The sequence below is a fragment of the Terriglobales bacterium genome (genome assembly GCA_035487355.1).
Classification (GTDB): domain Bacteria; phylum Acidobacteriota; class Terriglobia; order Terriglobales; family Acidobacteriaceae; genus QIAW01.
Window position 1 is genome coordinate 82,478 of the sequence record DATHMF010000073.1, and the last position, 19,618, is coordinate 102,095.

The 19,618-nt window shown below is 53.5% G+C and carries 16 protein-coding genes; 9 read left to right on the forward strand and 7 right to left on the reverse strand.

The annotated features are described in order from the left end of the window. Positions 1-240: 240 nt before the first annotated feature. From VK738_13430 to VK738_13440, 3 genes are all read left to right on the forward strand, one after another. Positions 241-2,682, forward strand: coding sequence for a hypothetical protein (locus tag VK738_13430; protein ID HTD23653.1), 2,442 nt, complete (start codon positions 241-243; stop codon positions 2,680-2,682). A gap of 40 nt (positions 2,683-2,722) precedes the next feature. Continuing rightward, the gene (locus VK738_13435; protein ID HTD23654.1) at positions 2,723-3,316 is read left to right on the forward strand and encodes a TMEM165/GDT1 family protein; all 594 of its coding nucleotides are present in this window, start codon (positions 2,723-2,725) and stop codon (positions 3,314-3,316) included. Positions 3,317-3,410: 94 nt separating this feature from the next. Then, positions 3,411-3,542: an SDR family oxidoreductase gene (locus VK738_13440; GenBank protein ID HTD23655.1), complete on the forward strand. Its 132-nt coding sequence runs from the start codon at positions 3,411-3,413 to the stop codon at positions 3,540-3,542. A 30-nt stretch (positions 3,543-3,572) separates the two neighbouring features. Here VK738_13440 and VK738_13445 read toward each other — a convergent pair whose 3' ends face one another. The 5 genes from VK738_13445 to VK738_13465 form a co-directional block, all read right to left on the reverse strand. Next, a complete protein-coding gene (locus VK738_13445; protein ID HTD23656.1) occupies positions 3,573-4,049 on the reverse strand; it encodes a hypothetical protein in 477 nt (158 codons plus the stop codon). Positions 4,050-4,307: 258 nt separating this feature from the next. Next, on the reverse strand, positions 4,308-4,952 hold the full coding sequence (fsa, locus tag VK738_13450) for a fructose-6-phosphate aldolase (protein HTD23657.1): 645 nt from the start codon (positions 4,950-4,952) through the stop codon (positions 4,308-4,310). A 272-nt stretch (positions 4,953-5,224) separates the two neighbouring features. Next, positions 5,225-6,028: a fumarylacetoacetate hydrolase family protein gene (locus tag VK738_13455; protein ID HTD23658.1), complete on the reverse strand. Its 804-nt coding sequence runs from the start codon at positions 6,026-6,028 to the stop codon at positions 5,225-5,227. Positions 6,029-6,439: 411 nt separating this feature from the next. After that, a complete protein-coding gene (locus VK738_13460; protein HTD23659.1) occupies positions 6,440-7,420 on the reverse strand; it encodes a UDP-glucuronic acid decarboxylase family protein in 981 nt (326 codons plus the stop codon). Positions 7,421-7,431: 11 nt separating this feature from the next. After that, positions 7,432-8,856, reverse strand: a complete 1,425-nt coding sequence (locus tag VK738_13465) for a UDP-glucose/GDP-mannose dehydrogenase family protein (protein HTD23660.1) — start codon at positions 8,854-8,856, stop codon at positions 7,432-7,434. Positions 8,857-8,969: 113 nt separating this feature from the next. Here VK738_13465 and VK738_13470 point away from each other — a divergent pair, with 113 nt between their 5' ends. The 6 genes from VK738_13470 (at position 8,970) to VK738_13495 (ending at position 16,783) form a co-directional block, all read left to right on the forward strand. Beyond that, on the forward strand, positions 8,970-10,760 hold the full coding sequence (locus tag VK738_13470; GenBank protein ID HTD23661.1) for a hypothetical protein: 1,791 nt from the start codon (positions 8,970-8,972) through the stop codon (positions 10,758-10,760). 279 nt (positions 10,761-11,039) lie between these two features. Then, positions 11,040-11,849 carry a glycosyltransferase family 2 protein gene (locus VK738_13475; protein HTD23662.1) on the forward strand — a complete coding sequence of 270 codons (810 nt, stop codon included), beginning with the start codon at positions 11,040-11,042 and terminating at the stop codon, positions 11,847-11,849. A gap of 30 nt (positions 11,850-11,879) precedes the next feature. Next, positions 11,880-12,953, forward strand: coding sequence for an NAD-dependent epimerase/dehydratase family protein (locus VK738_13480; protein ID HTD23663.1), 1,074 nt, complete (start codon positions 11,880-11,882; stop codon positions 12,951-12,953). A 38-nt stretch (positions 12,954-12,991) separates the two neighbouring features. Continuing rightward, positions 12,992-14,059, forward strand: a complete 1,068-nt coding sequence (locus VK738_13485) for an NAD-dependent epimerase/dehydratase family protein (GenBank protein ID HTD23664.1) — start codon at positions 12,992-12,994, stop codon at positions 14,057-14,059. Positions 14,060-14,305: 246 nt separating this feature from the next. Beyond that, positions 14,306-15,850 (forward strand): glycosyltransferase, encoded by a 1,545-nt coding sequence (locus VK738_13490; GenBank protein ID HTD23665.1) that lies wholly within the window; start codon positions 14,306-14,308, stop codon positions 15,848-15,850. A gap of 207 nt (positions 15,851-16,057) precedes the next feature. Continuing rightward, positions 16,058-16,783 (forward strand): class I SAM-dependent methyltransferase, encoded by a 726-nt coding sequence (locus tag VK738_13495; protein HTD23666.1) that lies wholly within the window; start codon positions 16,058-16,060, stop codon positions 16,781-16,783. 59 nt (positions 16,784-16,842) lie between these two features. Here VK738_13495 and VK738_13500 read toward each other — a convergent pair whose 3' ends face one another. Both VK738_13500 and VK738_13505 read right to left on the reverse strand, forming a co-directional pair. Continuing rightward, positions 16,843-18,798 (reverse strand): hypothetical protein, encoded by a 1,956-nt coding sequence (locus VK738_13500; GenBank protein HTD23667.1) that lies wholly within the window; start codon positions 18,796-18,798, stop codon positions 16,843-16,845. A gap of 188 nt (positions 18,799-18,986) precedes the next feature. Further along, positions 18,987-19,472 carry a hypothetical protein gene (locus tag VK738_13505; GenBank protein ID HTD23668.1) on the reverse strand — a complete coding sequence of 162 codons (486 nt, stop codon included), beginning with the start codon at positions 19,470-19,472 and terminating at the stop codon, positions 18,987-18,989. Between the last annotated feature and the right edge of the window lie 146 nt (positions 19,473-19,618).

The following is a 19,618-nucleotide window of genomic DNA, read 5'->3' on the forward strand; positions in this document are numbered from 1 at the left end:
TTAAAGCCATTTTAGTCCTGTCGCAGTCGGCTCAGCCAACTGCAGACGTTATCCGGAGGCGACCTTAAGAGAAAACGAAGAAGTAAGTAGAAACAGGACTGTTTCTATGCAACGAACTTCTGATTCATGACACTAGAACAGTAAAGCGATCCGCAGAATTTCCTGCGTATGCGCTCCGAGTCCGGCACGACGGCCGGGCCAGACAAGCGAGCAACCGCAACCAGGTTAGAGGAGAACACAATGAAGAAGCGCGATGCCAAGAGAGCAGTTGGAAAGAAGCCGCGGGGCGTGATCAAAGCCAGTGTCCAGTTGAAGGCTGTGACGGCAAAGCCAGTTAAGGTCAAACATCTCGATGCTCCGCCACAGCCACGCGTGAAGCGGGAAAGAATTCATCCTCGACGCATTTTGCCGCGGGTGCGGGAAGGCAAGGAACGGGCGTTTCACAGTGCCACACGCGAGATTTCCTTCCACCTGCAATCGCAGGCATTTTCCCCGACCATAAGAGCTGCGACCGATGATGTGACGGTGGTGACCAACACCGAACTAGTCCAGCCCGGACAGCAGGATTTAGCCTCCAGCGTCGGAGAACCCAGTGTTGCTGCCAATGGCCAGGTGGTGGTCTACACCGGGAACTGGTATGCAGCCCGCTCCGCAGACGGCGGTCAGACGTTTCAATACATTGATCCTTTCACTGCGTTTCCAGATCCTCCTAACCTGGGCTATTGCTGCGACCAGGTGGTGAACTACATCGCCGCGATAGATACTTTCGTATGGTTGCTGCAATACGGCCCCAAAACCGGCCCTCAGGCAGATAACATTCAGCGCTTAGCTTTCGCCAAGTCAGCTGACGTAGTGGCTGGGCGTTGGCGTTTATTCGACATCACCACGCAAAGCTTGGGCGTCGCCGGGCAGTTCATGGATTTCCCCGATATCGCGGTAGGGGCAAACGCTCTCTACGTCACGACTAATCTCTTTACCCCTCAGGGACAGTCTGCAGGTGCAGCGGTAGTCCGCCTGCCCTTTGATGGCATTGATAGTGGGCAGGTGAGGATACAGGTTTTTCTCTCGAACGATCTAAACAGCTTTCGCGTGGCACAGAATTCCGGTACGACTGCGTTTTTTGCAGCCCACTTCGACACCAGCACGCTGAGAGTGTTCTCCTGGGATGAAAGCCAGGCCTCGCCCATGTCTACCGATATAGGCGTGGCCCGCTGGATCGGCGGCCAGGGATATCAGTCGCGTACGCCTGACGGGCAGCGCTGGCTGGACCGGGCCGATCCGCGTATTACCGGCGCAACTTTTACAGGTGATGAGGTGTGGTTCGCCTGGTCCGTTGACAAAGGTTCGAATCAGCGTCCGAATGCGTTTGTGCAGATTGCGCGCATTGATGCTACCAACTTGACGCTGCTCGACAACATCAACGTTTTCGATCTCAATGCGGCAACCGCCTACGGCGCATTGTCTTCCAACGCTGAGAAGGAAGTCGGAATCTCTTACATGATCGGCGGCGACCAGCAGTTCCCATCGCACATGGTGGGTATTTTGACGGGTACGCGTAAAGACATGTTGACTGCGCCGGGTGAGAGGGGAACAGCGGACGCGCAGTGGGGAGACTACTTAACCGTGCGGCCAGTGTTTCCCGACCAGAAGCTGTTTGCGGCGACAGGATACACCATGAAGGGAGCTGGCGACGGATCGAACCGCGACGCGACACCACGCTATGTTGTTTTTGGACGCGCCAGCGATGCCGGGGCTGCGCCGGGCCCAGGCCCTGTACCAATTCAGCCGGGACCGCCCACACCACCTCCGACGCCGCCTATGCCGCCGGGTCCCTTGCCGCCCACACCACCGTCAGATGGCGGACCGATTACTGACGTGAACGCACTGCCGGTCGTGAGCCCCAGTGTGGCAGCCAAGATCAAGCAAGCATGCGGGTTTACTGGCGGCGCGCCCCAAGCAGCTCCGTGGGCAGCGGTAGCGGCGCCGGCGCCGCTCGATAGTCCAGGGTCGGAACGTTGGCCGGTCAAGACCGGCACCGATCCAGACAGAGCGAAGGTAGGCAAGAACGTGATTGATGGAAATAATCTCGGGGCCGGCATTGTCGAGACCAGCTTGGAAGAGCTGATTACCTTTCCGCGGCCGCCCGGCTTGGAAGATCCAAGCAAGGACCCGCCGGCATTCAAGAGCGTTCGGGCTGGAGTCACGGAAATCACCATCTGGAGAATCGAGGTCACGATCATCGCGCTGAAGCACGAGAAGGATGGCGACTACCATCTGGTACTCCAGGGCGCCAGCGGCGCGAACATGGTGGGCGAAATCCCGACTCCGACTTCCGTATTTGTGGGCGACAGCCCTTGGCTAACCAACATCGGAGAGGCGCGGCAGCAGATTGACGACAAACTCGTGAAACAACTTAACCCCGCGACCTTTGCGCTGCTGAACGGCAAGTACGTTCCCCACGGGGCGCTGACGTTCCAGCCGCAAGCAGCCGCGCCGGCAGTGCTGTCTTTCACGACGCCGAAGCCAGGGTCGGGAGTCATACAGCCGTTGTTCGCGACACAAATCACTCCCACGCAAGCCCGGATCACAGGTGTAGGCTTCTTCGATCGGGCCCACGGAGCGACCGGCGCCGCGCCCAACGTGATCGAGCTGCATCCCGTTCTGAAGATCGAGTGGGTTTGACATGTAGCGGTTCAGCGAGAGGGTAAAACGGGGTGTGAGTATGGGACTGAACTTGTCGTTCGGCTATGTCGTGCTGTTATCTTTCTGGACGGTCCTGGTGGCCGAGCTAGTAGGCGACAAATCCATTTACAGTGTCGCCTCGCTCGCGCTGCGCTTTCGGCCAAGAGTAGTCTTCGTGGCGATAACAGCGGCTTTCGCGGCCAAGGCCCTGGCGGCCGTACTGCTCGCCCAAGTGCTGGTCCAACTGCATTCGCAGTGGGTAGACGTCCTGAGTGCCGCGGCCTTCTTCTTCTCTGCATTGTTCATTTGGTTCAAGGAACCCGAACCCATGCCCAGGCAGCATCCGGTGAACACCGGCTGGTGGAAAGCGGCCGCAATCTGCTTCGGCGCGCTCTTCTTCACCGAGTGGGGAGACCCCGGCCAGATTGCGTTGGCGGCCTTGACCATGAAATCCCATTCTCTTCTGGGAAGTTGGCTGGGTGGAACACTGGCAATGGCAACCAAAGGAGGTTTAGCCATGACGCTTGGCCTAAGCCTGCGCAACCGGCTTCCCCTGGGCGTGTTGCGGGTTACCGCGTCGGTCTCATGTTGTCTGCTGGGGATTATTGCGCTAGGCGGAATATTTTTTCATTGAACCGGCGGGCAGGGCAGTTGTCTTAAGAAGCTAGCGCGGTGATGTCGCAGTGTGACTCTATGCGGCCTGATTCTTCAAAAGCTCTGCCACGGTCTTGAGGATTTCGCGCGAAAGCGCATCATCCGATACGGCGCGTGCCAAGGCCGTGGTGTTTCTCGCGTCCGACGACAGCAGCTACGTCACGGGAGCGGAATTGTTCGTGGATGGCGGTTTCGCACAAGTGTAGGCCGTTAGTAGCGGAGGGGTAAGGCATCAATCACTCCCGCGACTCCAGCGTCGGGTCATCTTCCATGATCCCTAGACGAATTGGAGGAGCTTTTCGCAACCCCGTCCACGTTTCAGCCACGACGATGGAATTCCCCGGATTTTGCGGATCGTATCGGATCGAAGCCGGCACGCCAATGCGGCAGTTCTTGGGGTCTACATATTCCTGCAGGTGCGTAACGTCCTGCGAGGCTTCATAGGTGACTCCGGCAACGTCATAGTGAAAGATCAGCATCTGCGCCAGGCCCGCAGAAGACTTCGTTTTATTTTTAGGATGGTGGGCATCCGGCAGCTCGCAGATATCAATGATGGTTCCGTCAATGATGCGTCCATTGTTGGCCAGCCACAGGCGGCGTTCGCGCTCACGCTCCTCCGGTGTTTTGCGCCGGCTGTAGAGCCAATAGACTGAGCCCGCGGCCAGGGCGACGGCGACGGCGATAACAATGGGATAGAAGCTGAATGCGCTCATCGTGCGTGCTTTTTGGGGGGTTGAAGGGCTTGCGTCATTGCGAGCTAACCTTGCAATATATCTAAACTACTACAGAACTCGGCCAAGCTGAACCATCAATTTTCTTGGATGCACAACCATCCAGTGCGGTTCTCTGTGCTTTGAAGCAGCGCAGGCGTCCAGCCGGCTGTCGTGTGGGCATCTTGCCCACACGCGCTTTATACTAGCCCCCTGAGGTTTTTCAAAACCCGCCACCGTGCTGATTTACTAAAACCAGCTCTAAACTTTGGCCTTTTCCCAATCCTTCAGGAATTGTGCCAACCCTTTATCCGTGAGCGGATGATTGAACATTATGTCCAGCACTTTGAACGGAATGGTGGCCACGTGAGAGCCGGCCAATGCCGCATCCACCACGTGCAACGGATGGCGCACTGAAGCTGTGAGCACCTGGGTTGGATAGTTGTAATTCTTGTAGATCTGCACGATCTGGCGGATCAGGTCCATGCCGTTCTGGCTGATGTCATCCAGCCGCCCGACAAAAGGACTGACGTAGGTCGCGCCCGCCTTGGCCACCAGCAGCGCCTGCGTGGGCGAGAAACACAACGTCATGTTGATTTTGATGCCCTGCTCGCTCAGGCACTTGCAGGCTTTCACTCCGTCGCGGGTCGTGGGTAGCTTGACCACTACATTCTTATGCCATTTGGCGTATCCCTGGCCTTCTGTGCACATGGCGCCCGCGTCGGTGGCCACAACTTCTACGCTCACCGGTCCGTTGACCGCTTCGCAGATAGAGAGAATGGTTTCTTTAAACGGCTTACCCTCTTTGGATACCAGGGAAGGATTGGTGGTGACCCCGTCGAGAATGCCCAGCGCAGCAGCCTCGCGAATCTCGTTAATATTGGCGGTATCAATAAAAAATTTCATAAGTTTTGTCCTGATTAGATGTTACAACTGCCTGGCCATAGAAAGCTAGAAGCTGTCTAGCGTTGTTGAGGCCCGCGAAAAACCAGCACTCTCCAAAATTGTCATCCTGAGCGAGGGCGAACGCCCGAGTCGAAGGACCCCGAGAATGTTTCGGTTGTTCATACTATTTCAAGGCATTCTCCGAAGAATCTTGATGAGCATGTTGAGATCCTCGAGAATCACACCTTACAGAAAAATCAGCGTTGATCCGCGGCGAAAGGCTTTTGCGATTACTAATCACTAACAACGTGATTACTGAGCGTACCGATGCCCTCAATCTTCACCGCTACAACATCGCCTTTATTCAAAGGCCCCACGCCTGCCGGAGTACCGGTGCAAATGAGATCGAAGGGGAACAACGTCATGATCCGCGATATGTAGCGGATAACCACATCCAGGGAAAAAATCAGGTCCCGCGTACTCCCGCTCTGGCGCAGCTCGCCGTTGACGATGGTTTCCACTTTAATTCCCGCCCACGGATCAATTTCATCGGTCACGATAGGACCGACCGGGCAGAACGTGTCAAAACCTTTGGCCCGCGTCCATTGGCCGTCTTTTTTCTGCAAGTCGCGCGCGGTAACGTCGTTAACACAGGTGTAGCCGAAGATGAACGGACGCACGTCCTGGTCGTCGCGCAGTTTGCGGCAGGTCTTTTTGATGATGACGCCCAGCTCGCCCTCGTAATCCACACGTTCGGAAATCTCAGGCAGGCGAATATCATTCAACGGCCCGATGATGCTCGAAGGCGGCTTCAGGAAGAGCAAAGGCTCGGTGGGGACCTCGTTCCCCAGCTCCTTGGCATGGTCGTGGTAGTTGCGCCCAACGCATACGATCTTGTGCGGATGCACCGGCGCCATCAGCTTGGCCTCCGAGAGCGGGATGCGCTCCGGCGGAATAAAATCCGGGATGACTGTTCCCCAAGGGTCGGTTTCGCTGGGTGGAACGCCCAACATGCATGAGATCATCTCCGCGCCATCCACTGTCTCAATAAGTCCGTGGCGGGTCTTGTCTCCCAATTTGAAGCGGCAATATTTCATATGATGGCTGCATTGTACCTGAGAGGGGTAGTTCTCCACCCATCTGAACAAGGGTTGAGCATCCCTTGTTCTAGTAAATTCCGGGTTTGAGAAGTGATATCAAACCGTTGCATTTCGAGGATCTGTAGATCATCATTCTCTTTGAGGCATTTCTTAAAGCATTTGAGAATGCGTGGCTTAGGCCGATGAACGAAATGGTCTTTGAAAATTCGTTGCCAGTAAGATCGAACGGGTGAGTTTTTGCGCTCTTGGGGCTGTCTTCATTATTTGCTTTCATCACGTCCCCCAGACTGCCAGCAAGTCCCCCATCCCCGATCGATCTTAGCCAGTAATGACGCGGGTCAGACGTGATTTTGGGCACTTCAACCACAAGCCAGCAAGTGGGGTGGGGGGACGACCTAAAACAAAGAATCAGGCGGTTCGAACCGGAGTCTTCTCCTGGGCGACTGCCTGCTGGAAATATGGAAGTGAAAGCTTAAGTCCGGCTTCCAGGTCAATTTTGGGCTCCCAGCCCAGCAACTGACGCGCTTTGGTGATATCGGGACGGCGCTGCTTGGGGTCATCTTGCGGTAACGGCTCGTATTTGATGCTGCTCTTGGAGCCGGTGATCTTCAGCACCTGCTTTGCACACTCCAGGATCGTGAACTCGGACGGATTGCCAATATTGACCGGCAGCACCTCTGAAGACGCCATGAGCCGCACAAACCCATCAATTTCATCGGAGACGTAGCAAAAGCTGCGCGTCTGGCTTCCGTCGCCGTAAACCGTGAGCGGCTCTCCCCGCAGTGCCTGCTTCATGAAGTTAGGTACCACTCGCCCGTCGTTCAGTTGCATCCGGGGCCCGTAGGTGTTGAAAATTCTGACAATGCGAACATCCACCTTCCAGTAGCGGTGCGCAGCCATGGTCGCCGCTTCAGAAAAGCGCTTGGATTCGTCATAGACCGACCGCGGGCCGATGGGGTTCACATGGCCCCAATAGCTCTCTTTTTGCGGATGCTCAAGCGGATCGCCGTAGCACTCCGAAGTGGAAGACAGAAAGAACCGCGCCGAATATTTCCTGGCAAGCTCTAACGCATTAAAAGTTCCTTCCGATCCGACTTTCAGCGTGGCGATGCCGTGGGTCATGTAGTCCACCGGGCTGGCGGGAGAGGCAAGGTGGTAAATCTGATCTACATGGCCGAGATCGAAGGGCTTGCAGATATCCTGCTCAACAAACTCGAACTTTGAGTCGCGCGCAAGGTGCTGCAGGTTTTCTTTTCGTCCCGTCAGCAAATTATCTACAGCAACGACCGAATGGCCACTGCCAAGTAAGGCGTCACACAAATGCGAGCCCAAGAAGCCGGCCGCACCTGTGACTAAAATTCTTTGGGTTGGCTGCAAAGCATTCCTCAATGGTTCGTCTATTAGTCGGCGCCAGGAGCAGGCACTGCCGCATTTCTCTTGGCAGAAACATCTGGCCGGCCAACGCTGATATAGGTGAATCCCAGCTCTGCCATGATCTGCGGCTGATAAAGATTGCGTCCATCCACCATGATGGGGTGCTTGAGCGCTGTCCGCAGCCGCTCAAGATCGAGCGAAGCAAATTCCTCCCACTCGGTCAGCACCAGCACAGCGTCAGCGTCCTTGGCTGCATCGTAAGGATTTGCGGCAAAAAACACAGCTTCGCTGGAGAACGCTCCGCTCGCCTGTGTTTTCGGCATGGCGGCAGGATCATACGCCGCAATCGTGCAACCTTCCTTGAGCAGCGATTGCACAATGGCGATGGCCTGGGAATCACGAATGTCATCCGTCCCGCCCTTGAACGCCAGGCCCAGCACCGCCAGCCGCTTGCCTTTAAGGATCCAAAGAGCATTGCGCACTTTCTTGATGAACCGTTGCCGCTGGTCATCATTGATCTTCATGACCTCGTCGAGCAGGCGGAAGTCATATCCGCAGTGCTGCGCAACCGCGCGAAATGCCTTTACATCTTTGGGGAAACACGAGCCGCCGTAGCCCACACCCGGATAGAGGAAGCGTTTGCCAATACGGATATCAGCCCCCATTCCTTCACGCACCTGACCAACATCGGCCCCCACGCTTTCGCAAACCGCCGCCACCGCATTGATAAAAGAAATTTTCATCGCCAGAAAAGCGTTGGAAGCATGTTTGATCAATTCCGCGCTCTTGGCGCTGGTGGCAATCAGCCGCGCAGGAATTCGCGCGTCATCCGGTTCAGGGATAATGTTCTTGTCTTTGTAGTAGCTGCCGTCGGTCAAGGGCTCGTAAATTTTCTTCAGCAGGGCGATGCAGCGTTCGCTGTCTGCCCCAATAACAATACGGTCGGGATACAGAAAATCTGTCACTGCGGTGCCTTCCCGCAGGAATTCTGGATTGGAGGCCACATCGAACAGGTGGCTAGGAGCGCCGTTCAGTTCCATGACACGGCGAACCCCCTGGCTGGTATCCACCGGGACGGTGCTTTTTTCCACAACAATCTTGTATTCGTTAGGATTGGCCGCAATCGCCTGCGCAATCTCGCGGGAAACAGCCTCCACATAGGAAAGGTCAGCCTCACCGTTTTCCGACGGCGGCGTACCCACGGCGATAAAGATGGCCTGGCTGGCGCGGGTTGCATCTTTCACCGAGCCCGAGAAACGGATCCGCTTGCCGCGATGGCGGGCCAAAAGCTCAGGCAGAAATTTTTCATGGATGGGTGTTTCGCCCCGCTCCAGCCCGGCAATTTTGCGCGCATCGTTATCAACGCAAATGACTTCATGGCCCAATTCAGCGAAGCACGCCGCAGCGACTAAACCGACGTACCCGGATCCAATGACGGAAACTTTAACCATTGCTGTTAATTATAACCACATAAATAAACATATAAACTGCGACGAAAAAAGTCGGGCAGAGGAGTGGCGTCCTCAAAGCATAGTGTATGATTCGGCAAAGAAAAATCGTTCCTATGGCTGAACCTAAAGTTTCGCTGGCCTCAGATTCACGACAGTTTCTGGCTGCAAGCGATAAAACTCATCATCCTAAAATTTCCTGGATCTGGCATCTTCTCAATTTCAGCCCTTTTTTTCTGCTGGTCTGGTTTGTTTCCCGTTTCAGCACAAACGTCCCCATCATGGACGAGTGGTTTCAGGCCTACCTGTTTCATGCAGTACGGTACAAGACTGTGTCGTTCAATGATTTCTTTGCTCTAAATAATGAGCATCGGCTTTTTTTCCCCCGGTTAATCTGGACGCCGTTGGCCTTCGCAACCCACTGGAACCTCAGAGTTGAAATGATGTTAAATCTGGTTCCTGCGTTGATTGTTTTCGCCGTTTTTTATCAGCTTGCCTTACGCCAGGCGAAACAGACCAGCAGCAACTTGTTCAATCTAGCAAATTTCACAACCAGCCTTTTTCTCTTTTCCTTTGTGCAATATGGAACCTGGTTATGGGGAATAGGAGGCGCGTTCCTTCTGGTTCAAGCTTCGGTTTCGCTTGCCATTGGTGTTTGTTTCATAGAAAAATTGCACCCTTGGACGCGCTTCGGCCTGGTTGCATTCTTTTGCTTGGTTGCCAGTTTTTCCAGCGCGCAAGGGTTGCTCTCATGGTTTGCCTTGTGCCCCTGCATCGTCTTTTTGCGGGCCGGAAAGCCGAAGATCTGGAAATTTTGCATCTGGGGCCTTTTGTTTGCGGCATCGCTTGTGCTCTACACCTATCACTTCAGGTTTACGAGAGACAATCCCCTGCATTTTCTTTCTCATCCGCTGGAGGCCGCTAAATTTTATCTTGCTTTGCTCGGGGCCCCATTTTGCCAGTGGGGTGAAATCTTCAGCTCCATCGCAATGGCGAGCGTGATGGGAGGGGTTATTCTGCTGGCCCTTCTGGCATGCCTGGCATTGCTTCGCGGCCACGAACGGAAAGACATAATCGTTCCTTGGCTCTCGGTAGCTCTCTTCGGGCTGTTGTTTGCAGCCATGGTGACCGCAGGCAGAAGCGGCGAAGGGGTGATCGCCGCCATGCAATCCAGGTATATCACCGGAACTATATTTGTCTCGATTGCTACCATCCAATTAGGCCGCTTGGCCTGCGTGCACAAAGGGATGCAAGTTTATTTGTTTTTAGTGGGCGCTCTCACGGCTCTCATGATATTTGGCTCAGCAGGTTCCCTCACTGCGGCCCGTCTTTTGAAGGAAGATCTTTCTCATACGAAATTATTTGTGGAGCTCGTCCGTTATATGGATCCTGCGATGGACGAGTCGCCCGAGGGGCGCTTTGCTTCGGTTTTTCCGGGGCCAGGCATTCGTCCCCCGGCTGAGCTGTTGAACGATCTTGGTTTTCTCCATTTGGCTTCAGGTGTTGTTTTTATGGACCATCCTTCGCCGGACTATGGATTGTTCGAATCTGCCGACGGATCGGGAGATTTGATGCATTTACGGCGGCACAGGGACCAAGTTACGGTTTCGGGGTGGGCCTCTCTGCCGGGAGGCCGCGGACTGCCCAAAGTGGTCCTGATTTCTTATGGAGACGAGAAGACCTTTATTACTGGGGCCGTAGTAGGTTGGGGAGGTCGTCCCGACATAGCCACTCTGCGGCGAGATCCACGATACCTCCATTCGGGATGGAGGGTATCTTTTCCCGCAAAATTCCTGCCAGCAGGAGAGGGCATTCTCAAAGCATGGGTGTATGATCCGGCAGAGAAAAAATTCCTCCGCCTGCCGGAGTCGGGCGGGGAAAAACAGTTCAGAGTAGAAACACAGTGATGCTCAATCCCGCGGAGTGCCCAAACTGATCCTGATTTCTTACGGCAATCAGAAGACGTTCATCACTGGAGCGATAGTGGGAGGGGTGGCACGGCCTGATCTAGCCGCTCTTCGGCGAGACTCAAGATATTTACATTCAGGATGGACGGTATCTTTTCCGGCAAAATTCCTGCCCCCGGGAGAAGGCATTCTCAAAGCATGGGTGTATGATTCGACAGAGAAAAAGTTTACTCGCCTGGCAGAGTCGGGCGTCGAAAAAAAATTCAAGGTAGAGACGCAGTGAAGCTCTCGGTTGTCATTCCGGCGCATAACGAAGAAGGCAGTTTGCAAGCCACGGTTGCCGCCCTAGTTGATATCCTGGAAAAGGAACACATTCCTAACGAAATTGTCATTGTGAATGACAATAGCAGCGATTCGACGCCGCTGGTCTGCCAGAAGTTGGCCGCGGCTTATGGCAATGTGCGCTGGGTCAACAATGCTCCTCCCAACGGCTTCGGATTTGCCGTCCGGCGGGGATTAGGAGAGTTTCGCGGGGACGCGGTAGCCATCATCATGGCGGACAGCTCTGACGATCCCGAGGATTTGGTTGCAGGCTACCGGAAATTGCAGGAAGGCTACGATTGCATCTTCGGTTCGCGTTTCTCCAAGGGCGGGAAAACGGTTGATTATCCGTGGCACAAGCTCATATTGAACCGCATGGCCAACTGGTTTATTCGTGTCATTTTTAGGATGCGTTACAACGATGTGACCAACGCATTCAAGATTTATCGTCGTGAAGTAATTCAAGGCATTCAGCCGCTCTTGAGCCATCACTTCAATCTCACGGTGGAGCTGCCTTTAAAAGCGATCACCCGCGGTTACAGTTACAGTGTCATCCCAATACGCTGGTACAACCGTAAAGAGGGCGTTTCCAAGCTCAAAATCAAGGAAATGGGGAGCCGGTATTTATTTATCGTGCTTTATGTTTGGTTGGAGAAGCACCTTTCGCGTGGTGACTATGATCGCCGTCATAATCCTGCTCGGAAACCGGAAGAGGTTGGTGAAGGACTGCTTTCGCAGGAAAGCGATTCAAAAAATATTCTTCGCTAAAATCGCTTACAAGGAACAAAATAAGGGTTTATGGCAGAGCACATTTTGGTGCTGGGAGGGGCAGGATTCATAGGCAGCTCCCTGGCGCTCGGAATTAAAGAAGCCCACCCCGGCTGGCGCGTCACTTGCCTGGACAATTTAAGGCGGCGCGGTTCTGAGCTGAATCTGCCGCGTCTCAAGGCCAAAGACATAGGCTTCGTGCATGGCGATATTCGTTTCCTTTCCGATCTGGACCTCGGAACGGGAACGGCGCCGCCCAGCACCATCCTGGACTGTTCTGCAGAACCTTCTGTGCTGGCAGGGGTAAGCTCGCCACAATATGTGCTGCAAACCAACCTGGTCGGGACAATCCACATACTGGAGTGGGCGCGCCAAACCGGCGCCAAATTGCTATTTCTTTCCACCAGCCGGGTCTATCCCATTCCGGCCATGCACTCTTTGAAGTTGATCGAAAAAGAGACGCGCTTCACATGGGATTCGCGGCAGGACCTGCCTGGGGTTTCAAGCGCGGGAATTTCGGAAGAATTCCCTCTGCACGGCTACCGCACACTCTACGGAGCCACCAAACTGGCGTCGGAGATGCTGATTGCAGAATATCGCCAGGCCTACGGATTGCAGGCCATTATCAACCGTTGCGGAGTTGTGACCGGGCCCTGGCAAATGGGCAAAATTGATCAAGGCGTATTTGTCCTCTGGATGGCGGCGCATTATTTTCAAAGAAAGCTCAGCTATATCGGATACGGCGGCAGCGGCAAGCAGTTGCGCGATGCCTTGCATGTTCACGATCTGCTGCAGCTCGTTCTTTATCAGTTAGACCATTTCGCCGAACTGGATGGAGAGACCTTCAACGCGGGCGGAGGCGCGGATTTTGCCCTGTCATTGCTCGAAACTACGCAGCTTTGCGAGCAAATCACCGGCCGCCGTATTACGATAGAAAAAGTGGAGAAAGAGCGTCCCGGCGACGTTCCTGTATTTATTACGGATTCGACGCGGGTCATGCGCAGAACCGGCTGGCAGCCTGTTATTTCTCCGGCAGCGGCGCTACAACAAATCCACCAATGGATCGTTGAACACGAGACCATCTTGCGCCCGGTTCTCACGTAAGCCGGGGAGATCAAGATCAAATTCACAAGGAGCATTGCATGGCTGTAGCGTTGGTTACCGGCTCTGCGGGTCTGATTGGTTCAGAGACAGTCCGTTTTTTTGCAGAGAAGGGATTTACCATCGTCGGTATAGACAACGATTTACGCGCCTCTTTCTTCGGCCCGGGCGCTTCCACCAAGTGGAACCGGGATTTGTTGAAGGAAAAGTACGGCCGGCAATATCTGCACTATGACGTGGATATCCGCGAACGGGAAACCATCGAGAATATTTTCCGGGAACACTCCTCTGATCTGGGAATCATTATTCACACCGCTGCCCAGCCTTCGCATGATTGGGCCGCCAAGGACCCGCACGAAGACTTCACCGTCAATGCCAACGGGACCCTGGTGTTGCTGGAGGCGACCCGTGAGTTTGCGCCCAAGGCGGTATTCATTTTTACTTCCACCAATAAAGTGTATGGCGACACGCCGAATTTGCTGCCCTTGCGGGAGCTGGAAACCCGCTGGGAGATCGAGCCCGGGCATCGCTATGAGATTGGCATTGACGAGTCAATGTCCATTGACAGCTCGAAGCATTCTTTATTTGGCGCATCAAAAGTTGCGGCGGATATTTTGGTGCAAGAGTATGGACGTTATTTCGACATGAAGACCGCCAGCTTCCGTGGAGGATGCCTGACCGGTCCTTCGCACTCCGGCGCGCAGCTCCATGGATTTCTGGCTTATCTGATGCAGTGCACCATCTCGGGCAATCCATATACGGTCTTCGGTTACAAAGGGAAACAGGTGCGGGACAACATCCATAGCTATGACATGGTCAACGCTTTCTACCATTTTTATAAGAATCCCAGGAGCGGCGAGGTCTACAACATGGGAGGATCGCGCCATAGCAATTGCTCCATGAAAGAAGCCATTACCATGTGCGAAGAGCTCGCCTGCAAGAAGCTGAAGCACAGCTACACCGAAGACAACCGCTCCGGAGATCACATCTGGTATATCTCCGATGTGAAAAAGTTCCAGTCTCACTATCCCGAATGGAAATATAAATACGACATGCGCGGTATCCTGCAGGATATTTTTGAAGCCCAAACCGCCAGGATGCAGTCCTGAATCGGACTACAAACGGATGGAAATAGAAGACCGCGAACATGCCGTGTTATATTCATGCCAGCCGGTTTGCACGCAGAGCCCACGTCTCAACCTCAGTTCTGGAATGGACCATGGTCCACTGCTCCTTATAGTAAGGAGCTGCAGCAACTGAGCCATGAGGTCTTGATTCAATTCACGTGAGATCCATTCATTCTCAATCGGAGTTGAACCTCAATTTCGGCAACCGGCGAGTTACGCTGGCAAAGTATGACAATCTCCGTCGAGCAGAACTTAAAGGCAATGGAATGGAGCCGCGAGTCTTATTGGCTGCGCTATCCATCAACATCACCGGTCAAGCTGCGTTGGCGCGCCCTGGCCGTCCGGCATTGTTTTCATGTTCTTCCAGAAGAGTCCATCCTCGAGTTGGGTGCTGGAAGCGGACTTTGGACCGAGCACCTCGCCTCCATTTTTGGCGGGGAAAATCCGATCGTGGCGGCAGTTTTTAATCAAGAGCTGTTTGCGGCTGACCGGCAGCTTGCTAATACTCGTTTTACACATGTCCAGGATCTGCTAAAGGACTTGCCGGCAGAGAGCTTTGACTACATTGTGGGTACGGGGATCCTTTGTCATGACCAATATCCACAAAACCTGTGGATTCTCAACCGCCTTCTTAAGCCTGGCGGCCAGATCCTGTTTTTTGAAAATAACTACTGGAACCCGCAAGTATTTCTAAAGACTTTGCTTCCATCCACAAGGAAGCTGAGCGGCGAGGCCCCCTGCCAGATAGGGATGCGGAAATATCATCTTCTGCAAATGGCGTCGCACCAGGGATTTACGAATATTGATGTCATCCCCTACGATATTATTCATCCTTTGACTCCGCGTTTTCTTATCCGTTTTGTCCAATCCATCGCCTTCGTGTTTGAACACGCTCCCGTAGTTCGTGAACTTTGCGGTACCCTCTACATTTGGGCGCGAAAGCCCGGAGATGACACAGCGCGCCGTCCAGCCGTCAACCTCGCGCGACATCCTAAACTGTTTGGCTCGGTTTCGGTTGTGGTCCCCTGCCACAATGAAGAAATGAATATTCCGAATCTTGTACACTCGCTCGTGCGGTTCTATGACAAATATATTTATGAAATCATTATTGTGAACGATAACAGCCGGGATAGAACAGCAGAAGTTACTCTGAAAGTTGCGCAACAAGAACCGCGAGTGAAACTTGTTGATCGAAAGCCACCCAACGGGGTCGGACGGGCCCTGCGCGATGGATACGCCGCCGCCAGTGGTCAATATATCCTCAGCATGGACTGTGATTTTGTCCAGATTTTGCCGGAGTTCCGCGATTTGTTTGACGTCGTTGCCGCCGGTCATGACGGCGCTATTGGCAGCCGCTTTTCACATGACTCCATGCTGATCAACTATCCGTTCTTCAAGATCATCTGTAACCGGGCATTTCATCTTCTGGTCAAGCTCTTCTTGCTGGGCAAAGTGCGGGATATTTCCAACAACTTAAAGCTTTATCGCGCCCATATTTTCAAGAATCTCAAGATCGAAGAGGCGCATTTTGCCGCCAACGTAGAGACTGGACTCAAACCTTTGCTGGCCGGCTATGATATCCACGAAGTCCCCATGTCTTGGGTGAACCGCACGATTGAGATGGGCAAATCTTCCTTTCGGATACTGAACGTGGCCCCCCATTATTTTCTGGCGCTTTTGAAAACACTCTGGAGGGCGTGGCGCGGCAAAGCTTTTTACGCAGAAAACGTAAGCCCCGCTCATCTTAGGGATGAAATGCTACAAAAAAAATGACACCGTCTGTAGGATTTTTAAGGAACTGACATAACTGGGACTAATGTGAAACCCTGTACTATATGCGGAGCCACGCAAGTACAAACGCACCTTCAATCTAAAGGAAACGGTTTATCCGGTGACACTCTCGGTTCGTCTAGAATCGAGGTGTCACATGGAAGAATTCTGCGTTGCCAGAGCTGTGGTTTCGGGTTTTCTGAGGAACGGTTGAGTGACGACGAATTGGCGCGGCTCTATGGCCAACTTGATAACAAAATCTATGAATCGCAAGCCGAAGGCCGAAATGCGACGGCGCGGCGGCACTTGAAAATCCTAAACCAATATCTCAAGGGAGGGCATCTTCTTGACGTTGGATGTGCTTCCGGTGCTTTTTTGTGGGCTGCAGCAGAAGCGGGCTGGGCTGTAACCGGGATTGAGCCGGCGAAGGTATTTTACGAAGAGGCCTGCAAGAAACTTTCGAGGCGCGCAGAAGTATTCTGCACTACCTTACAAAAGGCATCTTTCCCGGCGGCTTCGTTCGATGCGGTGACTCTATGGGATGTCCTCGAACATGTTCCGGAACCCGTGAAATTCCTTCACGATTGCGCCGTTTTGCTTAAGCCCGGAGGCTATCTTCTCCTCAATGTGCCCAATTTGGACAGCATGCAAGCACGAATATTAGGTTCGCGCTGGCCTTTGCTGCTGCCTGAACATCTGAACTACTTCAATCGTGAGAGTCTGAAGCTTTGTGGAGCACAGGCCCAATTGCGTTGGGTGCATTTTCGCCAACGTCCTGCTTTATTTTCCATTTCCTATGTTCTACATCGTCTCAAGCAGCATCGGATACCTGGGGCGTCGCTCGGTCACGCAATGCTCTCGCGGACACCGGTCGGGGATATACATATTCCAGTGTATCTGGGAGAGATTTGCGGCGTATGGCAACGAAGTTGTTAAACAATTGGAACAAACTCCACCTACCTGGGAGATGGCCCATATTCAAGGGCATCTGAACTTTAATTCAAAGTCACGCTGGCTATTGACAGGTTGTCAACCACTACCTTCGAAGGTGCAACAGACAGAAAGTCCATCGGTTCGAAGCGGAGTCGTACTTCCGTGATCGGCGCTCGATCGCTGGTTCGCCATGTTTCCGCACCAGGCGCAAAGTAACGCGCTAATTGTTGCTCATCCCAGGGGAAAACCCAGATTTCGCTTGGCGTATTCGGAGGGATCAGGACCGGGATGGCCACGTATGAACCGTCACCTCTTCGTAGTTCTATGAGAGCGTTGCTAGGCTTAGAAAGCTTCCACCAGAAAGGATACTGAACCGTGACCCGGAGCCGCAAAAAATCTGCATCGGCAGGCCAACGGAGAGAACTAGCCACGACCAGATCCTTGTTCAACCTGATTGTTTGGGCAAGGGGATTCAGGGCCAGCGGCGTTGTGCGCATATTCCACCTCCGTTGGCGCTCCTGGCTGGAGCGCAATGCAATGATGCCAGGCACAATTTCAGTTTCCTGCTGATAATGGCTTTGCAGGTAGAACCATAGCTCAGGGGCGCGAGTGAAATTCGGGACTCCACCAATGGTCTCGGCGAGGTTATCTACGGAATAAATGGCGGTTGGCGGGTTATCAGCTTCGATGCCTTCCAGGTTACGCTTGGTCAGATATGGACCCGCAGCCGCGTTAAGCTGCAAGGTACCGCCTGACACCATTCTTCTGGTAACGTCTCCGTAGATGTTCTCGTAAGGGAAGGTCAGAATGCGGTCCTGCTGGGATGTGTGCTTCGTCAAATAATCGGCAACCGGGGCCAGTCTTGCGTAGTCCTGCTGGACGACGCAGGCGTGATCGAATTCAATTCTGTCGGCTGGGCAAACGGTTTTTCCGAGAGGCTTAAAAGCGCTAGCCATGGTATGCGGCTGGAGATACCAGCTTGGTCCACTAAAAACTCCAGTCAAGATCACCGCAAGGAGAACCGGCAAGTCACCTGTCCATTTATAATTTTCTTGATTTGCACTTCCCATCAGTACAGCAAAGCCGAGAGTAATCAGTGGGGAAGCCCCCAGCATGATGTGACCCCAGTCGGCGCGTATAGCTCCTGATTGCAGTATGAGCAGGCAACAAAGGAATGCCGCCAGCAGAGATGCCGGATTTTGAAGGAGCTCCCTTGAGCCCGGACGCCGCCGCACCCATGCGAAAATGAATGTGCAGATGCCAAAGACGATGAAAGCAAAAAACCGATGGTACATCTGCCTGTTCATACCGAGCCCCATTGTCCAGCGGTACATGCTGACCAGCGCGAACTCATCCCGCCAGAAACCGAAATAAAATGGGGCGCGCATGAAATTGTTGATGAGCAACACCCATACGGCTGCGGAAATAGCCGACAGAGACAGAAACCATGCCATTCGCCGTATCTTGTTCATGTTTGCACGCAGAAACCACAGATTTACGACCACCGCAATAGCAAATATTGCGCAGGCATAGGTACCGCAATCCGGAGATATCAGGAAGCTCCCTACGACCACCATGGACGTGACCGCGGCACGCACAATTGGCACAGTTTCCCCTTCAATTGTGCGTTGTACCTGGTAAATCACACACGCCACCACAAACAGCAGGAACGACGCGCGCACTTGTTCCGGGGGCCAGAATGCAAACATCATCAAAATATAAAATGCCCTTTTCCAGGGAGCGTAACCGTGCAGCAAGAATGCCGTCGCTCCGTAGATGAGAGCAAGAATCATCCCATACTGAAACAGATCATGGGTCGCGAAGAACGAACCCAATGAAAAGCCTTGCGCCCGCGAAGGAAGGCTCCACAACCACTGATAGAGCGGGCCGTACGAGAAAACAACATCTCGGCCAAATAGAATGCCGTGATGGGCTTTGAAGGCCATTTCAAGGAACCATGAATAGTCCAGATAGGCCAGAGGGGGGAGCACAGGTGGCCCAGCGGCCGCTGGACGCATCACTTCTCGCCAAAGCAACGCGCCCAGTGCAATTGTAAGTATCAGATCCAAACGTGAGTAGGCGAAATGCAGCAAGCGACCAAGTCCCGTGCGGCCCGAGTAAACAGGTCGCCCTTTGAAACTCGCAGAGGGCGAGACGCTATCCTGCGTTTTGGACGTTTCATGATTTGTTATTGGTGGCAAATGATTTACTCCGAGACAAATAGCTGAAGTGGCTTCAAGTTCCCCTCTTTGCCGCTGGTAGTCGTGCCCTTTACACCAAGTTCATACGTCTCTGGCTTGACTCCGTCCAGGGAAATCATTTCCCTCCAGCCGGTCATGTTGAAATCAGGGCGGTCGAAAGCGGCGGCAACATCGGGCCGGGGGAAAAATGCCTGAACCGTCGCCACAGTCCGGCCATTGAGCAGCAGTTCGACTCTCTTAATGGGATCATCGGGCTTTGTGCTGGTAATCCATCCCGTGACTTCCAAAAGAGAATCTGATCGGGAATGAATCTGCAAATGTTCATCGTGGGTGTCAATCGATCCAATGACAAGCTGGTCTTTCGGAACCTGTAATTTTAGAGGTTGTTGGTTTGTGCTGGCACGTGCAGTTCGAGGCTGCGGTAACGCCATCCAAATTGGCCGTCCCAGGAAAAAAAGAACGATCAGTCCAACCGTAGACAGGAAAGGCAAAATAAATTTTGCTTGAAGTCGCATTCTGAAGGGTGCCTAAGTTCAAACTCAAATCAAGTGATCTCGAAACCCGATCTAGTCTTTGTCGAACCTGCCAAAAGAACGAGTCGCCGCTTCACTTATTTATTTGTTTTGTTAGCGCGAAG

Excerpts from the sequence above, each read along its gene's own strand:
- VK738_13435 (HTD23654.1), top strand. The coding sequence starts at position 2,723 with ATGGGACTGAACTTGTCGTTCGGCTATGTCGTGCTGTTATCTTTCTGG.
- fsa (HTD23657.1), bottom strand. The coding sequence starts at position 4,952 with ATGAAATTTTTTATTGATACCGCCAATATTAACGAGATTCGCGAGGCT.
- VK738_13490 (HTD23665.1), top strand. The coding sequence starts at position 14,306 with ATGACAATCTCCGTCGAGCAGAACTTAAAGGCAATGGAATGGAGCCGC.
- VK738_13470 (HTD23661.1), top strand. The coding sequence starts at position 8,970 with ATGGCTGAACCTAAAGTTTCGCTGGCCTCAGATTCACGACAGTTTCTG.
- VK738_13485 (HTD23664.1), top strand. The coding sequence starts at position 12,992 with ATGGCTGTAGCGTTGGTTACCGGCTCTGCGGGTCTGATTGGTTCAGAG.
- VK738_13430 (HTD23653.1), top strand. The coding sequence starts at position 241 with ATGAAGAAGCGCGATGCCAAGAGAGCAGTTGGAAAGAAGCCGCGGGGC.
- VK738_13480 (HTD23663.1), top strand. The coding sequence starts at position 11,880 with ATGGCAGAGCACATTTTGGTGCTGGGAGGGGCAGGATTCATAGGCAGC.
- VK738_13455 (HTD23658.1), bottom strand. The coding sequence starts at position 6,028 with ATGAAATATTGCCGCTTCAAATTGGGAGACAAGACCCGCCACGGACTT.
- VK738_13445 (HTD23656.1), bottom strand. The coding sequence starts at position 4,049 with ATGAGCGCATTCAGCTTCTATCCCATTGTTATCGCCGTCGCCGTCGCC.
- VK738_13500 (HTD23667.1), bottom strand. The coding sequence starts at position 18,798 with ATGCGTCCAGCGGCCGCTGGGCCACCTGTGCTCCCCCCTCTGGCCTAT.
- VK738_13465 (HTD23660.1), bottom strand. The coding sequence starts at position 8,856 with ATGGTTAAAGTTTCCGTCATTGGATCCGGGTACGTCGGTTTAGTCGCT.